14 protein-coding genes are annotated in these 14,076 nt (G+C 43.4%); 6 read left to right on the top strand and 8 right to left on the bottom strand.

Going from position 1 to position 14,076, the window contains the following annotated elements:
- Window positions 1–5 precede the first annotated feature (5 nt).
- The 7 genes from B5D23_RS06455 to B5D23_RS06425 form a co-directional block, all read right to left on the bottom strand.
- The gene (locus tag B5D23_RS06455; RefSeq protein ID WP_159445938.1) at window positions 6–872 is read right to left on the bottom strand and encodes a mannitol dehydrogenase family protein; all 867 of its coding nucleotides are present in this window, start codon (window positions 870–872) and stop codon (window positions 6–8) included.
- A 102-nt stretch (window positions 873–974) separates the two neighbouring features.
- Window positions 975–1,631 (bottom strand): ABC transporter ATP-binding protein, encoded by a 657-nt coding sequence (locus B5D23_RS06450; protein WP_078684590.1) that lies wholly within the window; start codon window positions 1,629–1,631, stop codon window positions 975–977.
- Window positions 1,628–2,407 carry an ABC transporter permease gene (locus tag B5D23_RS06445; RefSeq protein ID WP_078684589.1) on the bottom strand — a complete coding sequence of 260 codons (780 nt, stop codon included), beginning with the start codon at window positions 2,405–2,407 and terminating at the stop codon, window positions 1,628–1,630. Before B5D23_RS06445 ends, B5D23_RS06450 begins: the two co-directional genes overlap by 4 nt.
- Before the next feature lie 66 nt (window positions 2,408–2,473).
- Window positions 2,474–3,424, bottom strand: coding sequence for a KpsF/GutQ family sugar-phosphate isomerase (locus tag B5D23_RS06440; RefSeq protein ID WP_078684588.1), 951 nt, complete (start codon window positions 3,422–3,424; stop codon window positions 2,474–2,476).
- Between the two features lie 10 nt (window positions 3,425–3,434).
- Window positions 3,435–5,075, bottom strand: coding sequence for a polysaccharide biosynthesis/export family protein (locus B5D23_RS06435; protein ID WP_078684587.1), 1,641 nt, complete (start codon window positions 5,073–5,075; stop codon window positions 3,435–3,437).
- A gap of 12 nt (window positions 5,076–5,087) precedes the next feature.
- Window positions 5,088–6,191 carry a KpsE/RkpR family capsule polysaccharide export protein gene (locus tag B5D23_RS06430; protein WP_078684586.1) on the bottom strand — a complete coding sequence of 368 codons (1,104 nt, stop codon included), beginning with the start codon at window positions 6,189–6,191 and terminating at the stop codon, window positions 5,088–5,090.
- The gene (locus tag B5D23_RS06425) at window positions 6,175–7,452 is read right to left on the bottom strand and encodes a capsule polysaccharide biogenesis protein (protein ID WP_144012568.1); all 1,278 of its coding nucleotides are present in this window, start codon (window positions 7,450–7,452) and stop codon (window positions 6,175–6,177) included. The genes B5D23_RS06430 and B5D23_RS06425 overlap by 17 nt, the downstream gene beginning before the upstream one ends.
- A gap of 546 nt (window positions 7,453–7,998) precedes the next feature.
- Between B5D23_RS06425 and B5D23_RS06420 the strand changes: the two genes are divergently transcribed.
- Window positions 7,999–8,337 carry a tRNA-binding protein gene (locus tag B5D23_RS06420; protein WP_078684642.1) on the top strand — a complete coding sequence of 113 codons (339 nt, stop codon included), beginning with the start codon at window positions 7,999–8,001 and terminating at the stop codon, window positions 8,335–8,337.
- Window positions 8,338–8,460: 123 nt separating this feature from the next.
- On the opposite strand, the gene B5D23_RS06415 is transcribed toward B5D23_RS06420, so the two are convergent.
- Window positions 8,461–9,945 (bottom strand): sigma-54 interaction domain-containing protein, encoded by a 1,485-nt coding sequence (locus B5D23_RS06415; RefSeq protein ID WP_159445937.1) that lies wholly within the window; start codon window positions 9,943–9,945, stop codon window positions 8,461–8,463.
- 319 nt (window positions 9,946–10,264) lie between these two features.
- Here B5D23_RS06415 and B5D23_RS06410 point away from each other — a divergent pair, with 319 nt between their 5' ends.
- The 5 genes from B5D23_RS06410 to B5D23_RS06390 all read left to right on the top strand — a co-directional run bounded on the left by B5D23_RS06410 (window position 10,265) and on the right by B5D23_RS06390 (window position 14,068).
- Window positions 10,265–10,474 carry a hypothetical protein gene (locus tag B5D23_RS06410; protein ID WP_078684583.1) on the top strand — a complete coding sequence of 70 codons (210 nt, stop codon included), beginning with the start codon at window positions 10,265–10,267 and terminating at the stop codon, window positions 10,472–10,474.
- Between the two features lie 42 nt (window positions 10,475–10,516).
- Window positions 10,517–11,956 carry a reductive dehalogenase gene (locus tag B5D23_RS06405; protein WP_078684582.1) on the top strand — a complete coding sequence of 480 codons (1,440 nt, stop codon included), beginning with the start codon at window positions 10,517–10,519 and terminating at the stop codon, window positions 11,954–11,956.
- 71 nt (window positions 11,957–12,027) lie between these two features.
- Window positions 12,028–12,648, top strand: a complete 621-nt coding sequence (locus B5D23_RS06400) for a 4Fe-4S dicluster domain-containing protein (RefSeq protein ID WP_078684641.1) — start codon at window positions 12,028–12,030, stop codon at window positions 12,646–12,648.
- A complete protein-coding gene (locus B5D23_RS06395; protein WP_078684640.1) occupies window positions 12,648–13,484 on the top strand; it encodes a 4Fe-4S binding protein in 837 nt (278 codons plus the stop codon). The genes B5D23_RS06400 and B5D23_RS06395 overlap by 1 nt, the downstream gene beginning before the upstream one ends.
- Window positions 13,485–13,606: 122 nt before the next feature.
- On the top strand, window positions 13,607–14,068 hold the full coding sequence (locus tag B5D23_RS06390) for a MarR family winged helix-turn-helix transcriptional regulator (protein ID WP_144012567.1): 462 nt from the start codon (window positions 13,607–13,609) through the stop codon (window positions 14,066–14,068).
- The last annotated feature ends 8 nt before the right edge of the window (window positions 14,069–14,076 follow it).

The raw sequence follows: 14,076 nt of genomic DNA, 5'->3' as shown, positions 1-14,076 counted from the left end.
CTATATTATCCTTCTAAGTAAGAAACGAGTCTGTTGTAGCTCTTTCTTACGTTTCTTCGTGCTTCAATTGCAGCGAAATCAACAGCATAAGCTGCGCCTAACTCAATTGATTCAAATGGAAGATTCATTTGTTTTGCTAAAGAGATTGGCTGGCCAATTCTCTCATCTAGACAGAGTTTTTTAGCGGGATTTCTTCCCACTCGAAAGACTGAATCCATGAGTTTGGTATTCGCAAATCGCGTCAAATTTTGTTTTAGTATTGAGGTGCTATCGATTGAGCTAGTGGAGTTGTCTAATATCGCACAAAGCTCTGTTCCGATATTTTTAAGTGTTTGGGAGATTTGTGGGTCCAGTACTGATTGATGTATAAATTCAAAACCCTTCGTTGCTCCCATCCAAGCACATATCGCGTGTAGAGTGTTCACCAAAAAAAATTTAATTCTGTAGGCGTCCGCAAACGATTCGACCGGAGTTATAAACTCCGGTAACTGGTATTTTTTTTCTGCTCCCCAAAAGTAAAAAGGCTCAGTTCGCACTTGATTGTACGAATTGCCTGTAATTATTCTATCGACGATAGTTGGTATAGCGTCGATGTTTTTAAAAGAATTGAGAATGTCATAGCAGTGTGTGTCGTTTTCACAGACTAAGAATGTTGATCTTGGGGCTGATTCGTTGAGGTGAAGAGCTAATTTTTTTGTCCCTTCATATGTAATTGCCGTTGTGCAGAATTTGTAGTCACCGAGTTTATTACAGTCAAAGTCGTTAATCTTTGTGAAATGAAGATTATCGACTGTTTTTTTTTCTATTTTTCCATTGCAATAATTAATAAGAAGCTCTTCGGAAGTAGCTTTTTTAAAACTGCTATCAGACATGCAAACGATATCTATTGTATATCCATACTTTTGCAATATCGGGATGATGAGCCCCTTTGTGAGGAAGCCGTACCCAAAACATAACGCGCGCATTAATAACTCCTAAATGCTATTATAGAATGCAATTGCTTCGTTAATTTCGTTGAAATAATGAATTTTGCCCTTGTCTAATACAATCCCACTAGTGCACATCTTTCTTGTAACCTTAAGGTCATGACTTACAAGGAGAATATTTGAAGTTTGCATTCTTTCTAGAAGAGCTTCTCTTGATTTTTTTTTAAAATTCTTGTCTCCGACAGATAGTGTTTCGTCGATGAGGTAATATTCAAAGTCAAAAGCAAGACTAATTGCAAAACCTAGACGGGCACGCATGCCACTTGAGTATGTCTTTATGGGCATCTCAAAGTAGTCGCCAAGCTCTGAAAACAATTGGATAAATTTTAGTTTTTTTTTGATTTGTTCTTGTGATGAGCTAAAAATGCGACATACAAATTTTGAATTTTCCCTGCCCGTTAAACTGCCTTGAAATCCACCTGTTAAACACAACGGCCAAGAAAAAGTTGATGTGGAAATGATTGTCCCTGAATTGGGGAAGTCAATTCCTCCAAGCATTTTTAAGAAAGTAGATTTTCCTGCTCCGTTATGCCCTAACACTCCGATGTTAGTTTTTCCTGGTATGGTTAATGAAACATTATCAAGGATATATTTTTTATGTGTTTTAACATTGTAATATTTAGTTACATTTTTGAGTGTAATCATGGCTGTACTAGTCTTTTTTCAAGTCGTTTATAAACAGCTAAAGATACAAGTGTAAGTAGAAGGGTTAAAGAAAATATATATGTAATACTGTATTGTGGTTTTGTGTATGCAGAAAAGTAGCAACTTCGAATTAGTTCCATAAAGTGAAGGATTGGATTCAGTAACATAATTTCAGTGTACGTTTTTGGAATTATGTGTGCTGAAAAAAATATTCCAGAGATAAAGTACAATGGGCGAAATATAAGCTTGATACTTTTTTTAAAATTCTCTGAGAAAACACCAATTGTTGCACACACTAACCCCAACGAGAAAGAAAAAAGAAAGAAAGTAGTGATTGCTCCGGTGAGTCCTATTAAATTATGAATACTAACATTAAAACCAAGGCTGGCCCCCACTGCAATGTATAGGAGGAAGACGATGGAACTTAATATTAGTTCGATTATAGATCGAGCAACAAGCGTATCAATCGGTTTGACTTGGCGATATTGAAAAAGCCCGATGTTGCTTTGAAAGGCTCCGAGTGATCTGAAAACAATTTGCTTCAACATTAACCACGGGACTACTCCTGTCAGAACAAACATTGGATAATCAATTCCAGGAAGAGTTTTTCGCATGTGGAATTCAAAAATAACCCAAAAAACAGCCACAAAAGCAGCTGGCTCAATTATTGCCCAAATGTATCCAAATTTGTGAAATCCAAATCGAGTCTTCAATTCTCGTATTATGAGAGCAAAAACAACTGACTTTACAATATCCAAACTTGTTCTTTTCTTCATTGGAGTGTCAGGAATATATTTAATGTATTAAGTTGTTTTCTAAATTGTACTTTAAAGAATAAAAGACTAGATTACATGATGCTGGACAATGCCCACTAATCTTTTGTTATGAGCATTTGATACTACTGGAATTGTGATGATCTTGTTTTGGTGCATCAGCTCTTCAGCTTCGGTCAGCATGCAGTTTTCATCGATGGTGACGGGGTTTTTTGTCATGACTTCAGCGGCACTTTTTTCAAGGGAGGAGCCATTAAATTTATCTATGGTTCTGCGGAGATCTCCGTCTGTGATGACTCCTTGAATTTTGTCATCCTTTGTAACCACAGCAATTCCCTTCATCCCTGTATTCATGATAGAAATGACTTTTTTTAGAGTCATTTCAGGTGGGACAATAGGGAGATAGCGTGAATCCATTGCATCTTTAACCTGCGTCAAGAGACGCTTTCCAAGGCTTCCTCCAGGATGACGAAATGCAAAGTCTCTGGGGGTGAAGTTATCTAATTCCATTATTGCCATTGCAAGGGCATCACCCATAGCTAATGTGGCTGCGGTCGATGATGTGGGTGCCAGCTGGAGCGGGCATGCTTCCTGCTTAACAGAGACATCGAGGTGAGCTGTAGCTGCTTTGGCCAATGTTGAGTGCGGGTTGCCTGTAATTGCTATAATCGGAACCCTCATACGTGTGACGAGAGGAACAATTCGAAGAATTTCTTCTGTCTCACCAGAGTAAGAAATGGCGATGAGAACATCATCTTTTTTGAGCATTCCAAAATCACCATGGGCGGCTTCTGCCGGATGCATGAAAAAAGATGGAGTGCCTGTGCTTGCAAGTGTTGCTGCTATCTTTTTACCGATTAGACCTGATTTCCCCATGCCTGAAACAGCAACATGCTCTTTGCAGTTTTGCATTATTTTAACGGCATTTTTGAAGTCGTCACCAATTGTATTTGTCAGGTTTTGGATAGATGCAGCTTCAATAGAGAAGGTTCTCTTGGCGATTTCTATACAATTTTCCATAATAATACTCTTAAATAGCTAACAAAACACCAGTTGCCACTGCTATTTGGTATAAAATTTGAGTCACGTCGCGAGCAATTTGAAGATGCTTTACCTCAATTTGAGGCATGACAAGAATTGAGTCTCCAGGTGATACAAGCATATTCCGCCGTTTGTAACTGGAGTCACAGCGTTCAACAGATCCGTTGGGATGAATAAGAAGGATGTATTCTTCATTTGCTCTTTGGCCTAATCCACCGGATTGGTTCAAATAGTCTTTGATTGACTTGTCCTGATTCCATAAGTGAGCGCCAGGGAATGCAACTTCTCCATTCACGAGGACGAGACTGGACTTTCTAGGAACGTAAAGTGTGTCTTCTTTTTCGAGAACAAAACTTTTTTTGTTTGTGGATTCAGGGAGGATAACTAGTCCTCTTGGTTCGATCTGGCGTGCCCGTCTGATGAATTCAAGGATTGATTCTGTTTCGTTTTTTCGGAGTAAAGCTTCATCTTTTGTTGCTGCGCCTGATGTCAAAACAAGAGACTCAAGCTCACTGAGCTTTGCGTCCAGTAGCTCTTTTTGCTTTGCCGCAATGCTTTTACGAAATATTTGTACAGATTTTGATGCAGAGAATTTTGTAAATTGTATCTCTTTGAATGCTTCATTAAGTGTAGCGTCTCGAGGAAGAATTAAGGTGTTTTTCCCTGTGTGCTCACCAGAGATGCAAAGTTTTAATTTGGTGTCTTGGTAGTCAGCTACGACCTCAACAGAGCTCCCTGCATGAATGAACGTATGGTTCCATTCCTTGCGTGGAATAAAATTTATGGTGGTTTTGCCATTTGTTTTCCAGTCAGAAATATTAATCCCTGTTGATTTTATGGATGCTTGAGCTAGTTGAAGAAGTGTGTTTGCAGGGATTAATTCTGCAGTGAATTCAAAATCACCAGGGACATTTACTTTTCCAGAAACTGAAATGCTATTTTTTTTGTTTGTAACGTTGATGGAATCCCCATTTCGGAATTGGAATTGATCAACTTCTCCTGATACAAGAAAATGGTAAAGATCAAACGAGTGAATGACTTGTCCGTTCCTTAGTACATTTATGACTCGAAAGCTTCCGCTATGCGGATTAATCCCCGCAGCCTTGTCTAAATACTGAACAATGGAGTCAGATGACATGCCTTGATAGAGGCCTGGTTTTTTTACATTGCCAGTGACAAATACTGAGACAGGTTGTGACTTGTTTATGAACGCATAAACAAAAACGTTATCTTTATATTTTTTGCGTACTAAATTTTTAACAACAGTGTTTAATTTGTTGTTAGGAAGTCCTGCAACGTTCACAGTGCCAATCTTAGGAATGAAAATATTCCCATGTATATCAACGATTGCTTCTTGCTGGAGTTCTATATATCCCCAGAGGCGGAGACTTACAGTGTCACCAATTGATATAATATAGTGAGGGTTATAGCTTGGCAGTGTTGTTTTCGAGAATGATCCATCAAAAATAGATGCTCCGAAGACCTGTGAATCCTTAGAGAGGATGGTTTCGGTGGCGTTTGTGTTTTCTTCGCTTGTTGTCGATAGGGATTCTCCAACTGAAACTTCCAGTGCTGTTGCCTGGCAGGCCATTGAGAAGAAAACAAGGCAAGTAATAAGAAGGATTCTCATCGGTCGCTCCGGCTAGTCTTGGTGCTCATCAATGATGGCGACACTCAGTTGAAGTATTTTTAGGATTGCCCAAAAAATAAATGCAGCAATAGTAATAAAACGAAGTCGAACAGGAGCTACATGGCCATCAGGTATCGTTGGGTGAGAAACGATTTGGAAAAATTTTGCTTCTTTTTCGGCTTCTATCTTTGCTAATTGATATTGCAAGTAAGCTTGTTCATATGCCTTGGTAGCAAAATTTAGCTCTTGCTTTATTTTTTCATAACCAAAAGAGAGGGAATTCAGGTGCTCTTTGTCTGTCCCTACAAGGTGGCCACGGATTTGAGCTATAGAATTTTCAATTTCTTCAATCTCATTGCGAAGGGCACTGACCTCAACGGAATCATTACGCATGAATTTGAGCCGATTGTTGAGCTCGACTCGTTTTGCGACTTTTTTTCCTTCTAGGTCGGCGAGGATGGTGCTTTGGACTCCAACATCAGAAAGAGGATCAACAAGAGAGTGCGATGTCTGGAATTTTTCCAGTTCGGAAATCGTTTGATTGAGCTTCTTTTTGTTAGACTGCATGAGTTTTTTTGAAAAAATAGTCTTTCGATAGGCCTTGTTTTGGTTCATGTTATTTAAAAAAATTTGTCCCTGAGATAAGAGCTCTGTGACCACTTTTTGCGATAGTTCGCGTTTTGAAGAATCAAACTGGATGTGAATGATTGATCCGTTTTCATCACAAAAGACATTGAGGCGTTTGCGATAAAGTGCGAGTTTTTCTTCTTTGGTTGACCATGGCCAGAGGCGTTCTGATATGCCTGTTTCAAAGGATGCAAAGTGGTCAGAAAGACTGAGCCGTTTGTCTATAATGTCTAGAGTGTCTGGTGTGGTTAGATATTCAATGAGAATTTCTGAGTCCTGTTTTGAGGAAGTTCCTGTTAGTCCAAAAATAGGAACACCAACCTCATGTTCTTTTGATGAATCAATGGTCTTTATGACGAATGAAGCTTCTGACCTGTATAAGTTTTTGGTGAGGAAAAAGAGGAAAAATAAAACAAGAATCATATAAAGACCAAAGGCTTTTATATGAAATTCTTTGTCGTTCAGTGCTTTTCTAAAAAGATGATTCATTGCTGTGTATTTTATGTAAGCCACGGCGTTGGTGGTTTAGAGGCTGGTATGTGTTTGAGGTGTTGAAGTTTAGTCCTGAAGGAAAATTTCCCCAAAAACTCCCGTTTAACTGTGTTTTTTCAATGAGGTAGTTGCGAAATTTGAGATAGAGTTTTCTGTTTGGGGTCGGTTGCTGTGTCCAAAATTGTCGTAAAGGAACATTATGAGCAGTGAGTCCCGCTATATCGTAGATCGCTTTCCCTAATGTCTTTGTTGGAGTTCCATGGTATAAAGAAGATAAACCAACGGTACTGTTTATAATAATAACTCCCTTAGCGTTTTTGATGGCTAAGGGAAGGTGTATATCGTGCGTTACAAAGACTCTGTCTTTGATGTTGTATTTTTGGGAAAGTGTATTGATGTATGATGTGTAATTCTTTCTTCCTCTATCGACAGGATGGTGCTTGAAAATAAGGGAAAATTGAGGTGGAGCATATCGGGCGAAAGAATGCATAACGTAGTCTATGAATCTTTCGATTGTTTCGAATTTAGAATGTGCTCGTATTTGAAAATCGTTATGTGTTTGAAGAGGGATGAGGAAGTATTTTTTCTTTAGCTTTTTTCGTATATAATCTTCAATTTTTGCATCATTATTTTTGACACTATATTTCATGAGCAACGATTTGATTGCTATTTTCAGCTCCGGAAGGAGCTTTTTGTTTCTATGGTGTTCGTAGAAGGGGAAGTAGAAAACTCCAATGGACATAGCAATATAGTATAAAGTCGCTTCGAGTCCCATCCAGAACACTTTTTTATTCTCTGATGGGTAATTTTTTTTTGTAGAATATGATTTTGGAAGTTTGCTATAAAAATCTGCTGACTTTGGAAGTAAACTATTACCGTTTACACCGTAATCTTCGAAGGTTACGAAGTTAGGGCGTATATATCCTTCTTCAAAAACATAGACATGTATATTCCCTCTTTTGCATAAAGTAACTGCTTCTTTTTGGTAGTATCGGCAGTCGCCAAAAAGGATTACAGCATCTATACTTTTTTTAGCACACACTGAAAGGAAAAAATTACCCCACTGTGCTTTGGGTGCTGTGTAGGGAATACAGTTAGTGCTATGATTGAAGAGCCAATCGCCTCCATTAAAACAAATGTTGTAAGTCGTAATGCCTTTTTTTTTAAGTTTTTTCTGAAATCTATGGAAGAAACTTCCCATGGGGCCTTGCAGGAATAAGATCCTTTTTTGATTGATACTTCTCACTGGTTTGCTCAAGGGATGTATTGCTTTTTGCCGTCTTCTATAGTTAAAAACAAATATAATAGATTAGCAAATAAACAGAAGGGCTAAAATATTAGTGTGGAAAAAAAACTGTTAACAAATAATTCTATAAGAGTATTAAGTAAAGCAAAAAAATAAAACAATTTAATAGTTGAAAATACAAAGAGGGTTTTTCTTTTATTGTATTAAGAATACGGATGATGATCTTTAGTATATTCGATTGTCATTTAAAAAAAGATTATAATAATATTTTTTGAAAGATAATTTAATTGCTACATGATTTTATGAAAAATGTTTTGTTGAATTTTACAAAAAATATAATTTTTTATTATTGATTAAAATTGTGAAAGTCTTTTGGTTACAATAATTTTATATGTAGGAATATACTTCATAAAGTCAAAGAGGTGTCGATTATTATAAAATGAATTAAAAAAACTGGTGTTGCAAACGAGAAGGTTTGTGGTTTTTTTGTGTCGAGAAATAAGTATTCAACCAGATAATAAATACTTTTTAGGTATGATTTTTTTTAAAGGCTTTCTCATGAAGACTATTGCGTGGCAGGATTTTGAGAATGTTGAGCTTCGGGTGGGGGAGATTGTACGAGCAGAGCGTTTTAAAGAGGCTCGCAAGCCTGCGTACAAGTTGTGGATAAACTTTGGCTCGGAGATTGGTGAGCGCAAGTCGAGTGCTCAGATTACTGTGCAGTATTCGCCAGAAGAGTTGATAGGACGGCGCATTGTCGCGGTCGTGAATTTTCCAAAGAAGCAGATTGGCCCGTTTATGTCGGAGTGTCTGGTTACAGGTTTTCCTGATGAAAATGGCAACATTGTCCTTTGTGTGCCAGACAAGAACGTCCCTCTTGGCGCCAAGCTCTGTTAAGTCTGGTTGGCCTCCTCAAGGCTGCTGGTGTTGCCCGATTTTGCCATTGAGCACAAAAAAAGCCCCGTAGTCCGCGTGACTGGGGCTTTTGTTTTTTCTGTATGCGGTCTTTAGGGCATGAGCTTAGTCGATGCCGCACTTTTTCATTTTTCGGAACAGCGTCTTTCGACTTATTCCAAGCCGCTGTGCTGCTGTTGTTCGATTCCAGTGGGTCGCTTCCAGCGCCGCCCGAATATACTGGCTTTCAAACTGCGTCACAGCGGTTTCCAGTTTATCAGCCTTGAGCGTACACAGTGTGCATGTTTCATCTCCAAAGCGGGTATCCGAGGGGATGCCTAGCTCTCCCGTGGTCAGGTAACGCTGGATGACATTTTGAAGCTCGCGGATATTCCCCGGCCATGAGTATTTTTCAAATGCAGCGAAAACACTGATAGGGAGTTTTTTGACTCCTTGCCCCAAGATCTGTTCCTGAAAGTAATCCGTCAGGAGAAAAATATCTTCGCCCCGTTCCCGCAGGGGAGGGATATTAATCGGAATGACATGGATACGATAATACAGATCAGCCCGGAATTTCCCTTTTCGGACTTCCTCGGCCAGATCCCGGTTTGTCGCGGCAATGATTCGGACGTTGGGTCTGCGAAATTCGTTGCTTCCAAGTGGGGTGAAACCGCCGTCTTCCACGGCTCGAAGCAGTTTTGCCTGATTCGAAAGACTGATTTCTCCGATCTCATCCAAAAAAAGCGTGCCCTTGTCCGCGAGGTCCATAAAGCCTTTCTTGTCGCGAATGGCTCCGGTAAACGCACCCCGTCTGTAGCCAAAAAATTCACTCTCAAAAAGATAGTCTGGTATCGCTCCGCAATTTACAGGAATAAAGGCGTGTTCTGCACGGTCACTCAGGGAATGGATGGAGCGGGCGACGAGGTCTTTTCCTGTGCCAGATTCGCCATACAGTACAATGTGCGAATTTCCCTCGCAGGAATCAAGAATCGCGCTGTAGACCTTTTTCATGGCCTCGCTTTTTCCTATAATATTGTCGAACTTGTAGCGATCACCTGCTGGAATGTGGTGCAAGGTCAGGTCCCGGCGCAGCTGGTATGCCTGTCTGTGCTGCTCGCCGATGTCTGTCATCAGGCCCTGGGCATGTGTTAACTCGCCCTTGTCGTTATAACTCCCGACACAGCGCTCCCATATCCAGCGGTATTCTCCAGAAAAGGATCGAATGCGATACGAAAGACGGCACATTTCTTTGTTTCGCATGGATTTTTTGAGTGCTGTGAACATGTGGGGAGAGTCATCCACGTGTATCCTGTCCAGCATGACCTTGCCGTCTCTTCCCAGAAAGTATTCGGGAGCATACCCCAGAAGCTCTTCTGTTCCCGTGCTCATAAAAGAAATTTGGCTCGTTCTGTTTTCCAGATCGTCAATCTCATTCATGGGGACTGGCGGGTCAAAACGAAAGCGGTAAACGCATGCCATCATGGTGTTGATGAGTTTGATAATTCCAAAGTCATCAAGCTCAACGGCCTCTTTGACGCGCGCAAGTGTGCATATCTCGCGCCGGAGAGCGAGACGTTCTTCCCGCAAGGCTTCAACGCTTTTGTCAGACATCTTTTCCCCCAAAAAAATCATGAATTCTTGTGAAATACTCCGCCGCATGTACCGATTTCTTTGCGTTGGGTCAAATATGACCCATGTTGAGAACAAATCGGGCATATACCGTCATGCCTTGCCACTGCACCGTTCTCGGAGGGAAGTGTGTCATTTGTGACACACTTTTTGCGTGCCAAAGAGCTTTCGGGTTTGCATAAAAGTTCACAAAAAGAACATGTTAGCACATTCGGCACATGGGTTGCTCAAAAGAAGTGATGCAAGGGATCCCTGACCATGTCGCATGGGTATCAGGGTTCATTTTTTGAGGAGGAACCATATGAAAATTGAATTTGGCAAAGCCGATGTGCCGGGACTGCTTTTGTCCCTGTTTTGGCTCATTACGTTTTTTGTTCTCGTCAGTCTGGTGACGGGAAGCTACGCGGAGTACGAACCTATTTCTGGTTTCCGCTATGGAATTGTTACTGTGCTGTGGGCCTTGACTGGTCCGGTACTTCGTTTGTGGTGGAAAAAAAGAAAGCAGGCTTAGGCGCTGTCTGAAGATATATTTTTTGAGGATGAGGGACTGATTTTGAAAAAAGAGAAGAAAGACAACAAGAAAACGTCTATGAACCGTCGGCAGTTTGCTAAGGCTGCCCTTGGTGGACTTGGTGCAGCAGCTGCAAGTCCGCTGGCTCTGACCGAGGCAATTGCCAAGGCTGAGGCTGATGAGAAAAAAGTTCAGGACTTTCGAAAAAACTGTGTCACCACGGTGGAAAACCCAATCCTCGTGGACGAAAGCCGCTACCAGCGTTTTTCTACAGCAAATATCGCGTTCAATGCCTATTCCCGTGACATTGGCGAAAGCCACTGGGCACCGTATGGCAGAAATTTAATCAAGAACCTCAAGCAGGGTAAGGGCGGCAAGGATATCAAGGTCGGTACCTTTGATGACGCCAGAGCTGTGAACGGTCTTGAGGCTGCAATGCAGTCTGGCAACCGCCTGACGGGTAACCATGGTGAAGGCCATGAGAACCGCGGTCCGCTGGCATGGGACAATCACATTACCTCTGCCGACCTTGGCTCTTTCCCCAAGTCTGAGCTTCCGCCTGAAGAATTTACCAAGCAGGTCAAGATTGCTGCCCGTCTTGGTGGTGCCAACCTTGTTGGTGTGTGCAAGCTCGACCACAAGTGGGTCTATGAAAGCACGCAGCGCAATGTGTACAGCCCGGACACTCCGGAAACCCAGAAGATTGTTTTCCGTGATGTTGATCGCCCACAGGAGACCAAGGACGAGCTGATTATTCCAAGCAAGGTGAAGTACGCGGTTGTCATGGCCGTGGAAATGCCCCGTACCCTGATTCAGTCTTCTCCCGGTCCTGCTGCGGGTATTGGTGATGCTCTTGGCTATTCCAGAATGGGCTGGGCTGCCATTGCTCTTGCTGAGTACATCCGCTGCATGGGCTACACTGCAATTCCATGTAAGAACGACACCGCATTGTCTGTGCCTTTGGCTATTGAGGCCGGTATTGGCGAACCCGGTCGCATGGGCGTCATCATCACGCCTGAGTATGGCCCGTGTGTGCGCCTTTGCAAGGTGTTGACGGATATGCCGCTGGTTCCGGACAAGCCCATCAAGTTTGGCGTTGAGCAGTTCTGCAACTACTGTAAAAAATGCGCCCGCGAGTGCCCGTCCAAGTGTATCACCGAAGGTGAGCAGACGTGGGAACCGCGCAATGAGTGCAACAATGGCGGCGTGAAAAAGTGGTATAATGACTACAAAAAGTGCCTTGGATTCTGGGACGAAAATGGCATGAGCTGCACAAACTGTGTTGCTGTGTGTCCGTTCACCAAGGGCGATATGTGGGCACATCACTTCACAGAATGGTCCATCGACAATATCCATGCTTCGCACCCCATCTGGCTGACGCTGGATGATGCCTTTGGCTATGGGCAGCGTCGTGAGGATCTCGATGTCTTTAAGCGGGACTTTGCTCCATACGGCATGGACCCGGACAAGATGCCTCGATAGACCCCATTTCCTTTTTACCTTGTGGCGGTTGTCTGGCCCTGTCAGGCAATCGCCTTTTGTGCTGTATCAGAATGAAGAAAAAAACACTGAATCGCCGATCGTTTGTCCGCTATGGGCTGGAGATGGGGGCAATGGTTGGTCTGGTGGGTGGCCTGTCTGTTCTGCCGTCCAAAGGAAACGCCATTCGTCCGCCCCGTGCTGTTGCTCCAGAAGAATTCACCGCCCTGTGCATGCGCTGTGGTGTCTGTGTTGAGGTTTGCCCGTCACATGCGCTGCGGCTCAAGGATTTGACTCTGGACATCAAGAATATTTCAACGCCAGTACTCGACCCAGATTTTGGTGGCTGCCTTGCGTGGAAAGACAATTGTGATGAGTGCGCACAGGCCTGCCCCACACATGCCATAGACCCCCTCCGGAGTCTGGCAGGGGAGAAGCTTGGTTTTGTGACTCTTGAGAAAGACCGTTGCGTGAACTGCATGGTGTGCCTGATGCGCTGTCCGGTGGAAGGCGCTGTGCTTTTCCCAAATCCCAAGGGAAAGCCCTTCACTCGTGAAAAAGACATCCCGACGGTGCTCAAGCTGCGGACTTCACCGCTCAAGCCCTATATTGATGTGAAAAAGTGCGTGGGTTGTGGGTTGTGCGTGTACCATTGCCCAGAGAAAATTATGCACCTGCACAAGGAGAAGAACTGATGCATCGTCTTCTGACTCTTCGACATCTTGTGCATACGCTGATTTTTGTCGGGATTGGCCTTGCTGCGGTCCTGAACGTTCCTTTTGCAGGCTGTGCATATCTCAAAATCGGCATGCTTCGCCTTGTGTGTCCGGTGGGCTTTCTGGAAACAGCTCTCGCGTCGCATTCTGTTCCGTGGCAGCTGGTGCCGGGATTTCTGTGCATCTGTGTCCTGATTTTTGTTGTGGGCAGAGCATATTGCTCGTGGGCCTGTCCGGCATCATTTCTTGGGACTCAGCTCAGGAAGCTCTCGGTGCGTGTTTTACCGAAGTCGTTCACCAAGCCGTTTTCCAAAAAATTCGGAAAAGCTCAGCGAGCCGTTTCTGCTCGTCTTGGAACTGGAAAGGGTGATGCCTTTGCTCTGCTTGCTGGCCTTGCTTTGGGCATTGTTCTTTTTGGATATCCGGCGTGGAGCATTATTTGCCCGGTTGGCCTTGTGTCCAGAGGCCTTATTGAGGGAATTGTGCATCATGTCCTGCGCTGGGATCTTGTTTTGTTGCTTCTTCCCATCCTGATTTCTCTGTGCTTTCGCTCGGGGTGGAAATGTGCCTGCCCTGTGGGAACCGTTCGGGGACTCCTGGCAACGCCAAACAGAACCCTGACACCCCTGCCAGATGCAAGTGCCTGCCGAAACTGTTCGAAATGCGCCCGCGTCTGTCCGGCTGGGCTTGACCCCATCCGAGAGACAGATCCGCAGCTGTGTACAAAATGTCTCCAGTGTGTTGATGCGTGCCCATTTGACGCGCTGTCCCTTGCCTTGCTGCGTTCAAAAAAGAGAAACGCACCACACGTCTAGTCCGTGTTCAGCCGTGGACGTCATGAAAAAGCGAGAGGCCTTCCTCTCGCTTTTTTTGTGCGTGGCAGGGGCCATGCGAAAATACGCTTGTATAAAATGTATAGGTGCTATACATTATTTACATGAATGAAGCACATATCACAGAGCTTGGTCTGGAGTCCTTTCGCCGTTTTCTGAACAAGTACAGCCGGGTTGAGCGCATGGCGTTTGATTTTGCTGGGCACAGACTCCACCCCGTCGAGGTGCATACGCTGGTCTTTATTGCAGACAAGGGGCGTTCGTATGCGAGTGAAATCTCGCGCGGGACAGGTGTGACGCGTGGGGCGGTGTCGCAGGTCGTGGGTAAGCTGGAGAAAAAAGGCTTGCTGGAGCGGGAAAAGGACGAATCCAATGCGCTTCGTGTGCTTTTGAAACCAAGTCCGAAAGGGCTGGAAGTGGCTCAGGCGCACACCGCCTTTCATTTGAGTCAGGATAAGGAATTTTTTTCTTTTTTGAGTGCGCTTGATGCCGAGCAGAAGCGTTTGATCAAGGAGCTGTTTGAGGAAATGGACTGTTGGATGGACAAGTATTTTGTCGATCCCTGAGATCTCAC

Origin of the sequence: Desulfobaculum bizertense DSM 18034, assembly GCF_900167065.1 — a bacterium.
GTDB classification, from domain to species: domain Bacteria; phylum Desulfobacterota; class Desulfovibrionia; order Desulfovibrionales; family Desulfovibrionaceae; genus Desulfobaculum; species Desulfobaculum bizertense.
Note: the sequence above shows the minus strand (reverse complement) of the source record. Positions and strands in the feature narration are given on the sequence as shown.

Bases quoted from the DNA above. Each gene is read 5' to 3' on its own strand.
- B5D23_RS06455 (WP_159445938.1), bottom strand. From the start codon at position 872: ATGTCTGATAGCAGTTTTAAAAAAGCTACTTCCGAAGAGCTTCTTATT.
- B5D23_RS06450 (WP_078684590.1), bottom strand. From the start codon at position 1,631: ATGATTACACTCAAAAATGTAACTAAATATTACAATGTTAAAACACAT.
- B5D23_RS06445 (WP_078684589.1), bottom strand. From the start codon at position 2,407: ATGAAGAAAAGAACAAGTTTGGATATTGTAAAGTCAGTTGTTTTTGCT.
- B5D23_RS06440 (WP_078684588.1), bottom strand. From the start codon at position 3,424: ATGGAAAATTGTATAGAAATCGCCAAGAGAACCTTCTCTATTGAAGCT.
- B5D23_RS06435 (WP_078684587.1), bottom strand. From the start codon at position 5,075: ATGAGAATCCTTCTTATTACTTGCCTTGTTTTCTTCTCAATGGCCTGC.
- B5D23_RS06430 (WP_078684586.1), bottom strand. From the start codon at position 6,191: ATGAATCATCTTTTTAGAAAAGCACTGAACGACAAAGAATTTCATATA.
- B5D23_RS06420 (WP_078684642.1), top strand. From the start codon at position 7,999: ATGAAGACTATTGCGTGGCAGGATTTTGAGAATGTTGAGCTTCGGGTG.
- B5D23_RS06415 (WP_159445937.1), bottom strand. From the start codon at position 9,945: ATGTCTGACAAAAGCGTTGAAGCCTTGCGGGAAGAACGTCTCGCTCTC.
- B5D23_RS06410 (WP_078684583.1), top strand. From the start codon at position 10,265: ATGAAAATTGAATTTGGCAAAGCCGATGTGCCGGGACTGCTTTTGTCC.
- B5D23_RS06400 (WP_078684641.1), top strand. From the start codon at position 12,028: ATGAAGAAAAAAACACTGAATCGCCGATCGTTTGTCCGCTATGGGCTG.
- B5D23_RS06395 (WP_078684640.1), top strand. From the start codon at position 12,648: ATGCATCGTCTTCTGACTCTTCGACATCTTGTGCATACGCTGATTTTT.
- B5D23_RS06390 (WP_144012567.1), top strand. From the start codon at position 13,607: ATGAATGAAGCACATATCACAGAGCTTGGTCTGGAGTCCTTTCGCCGT.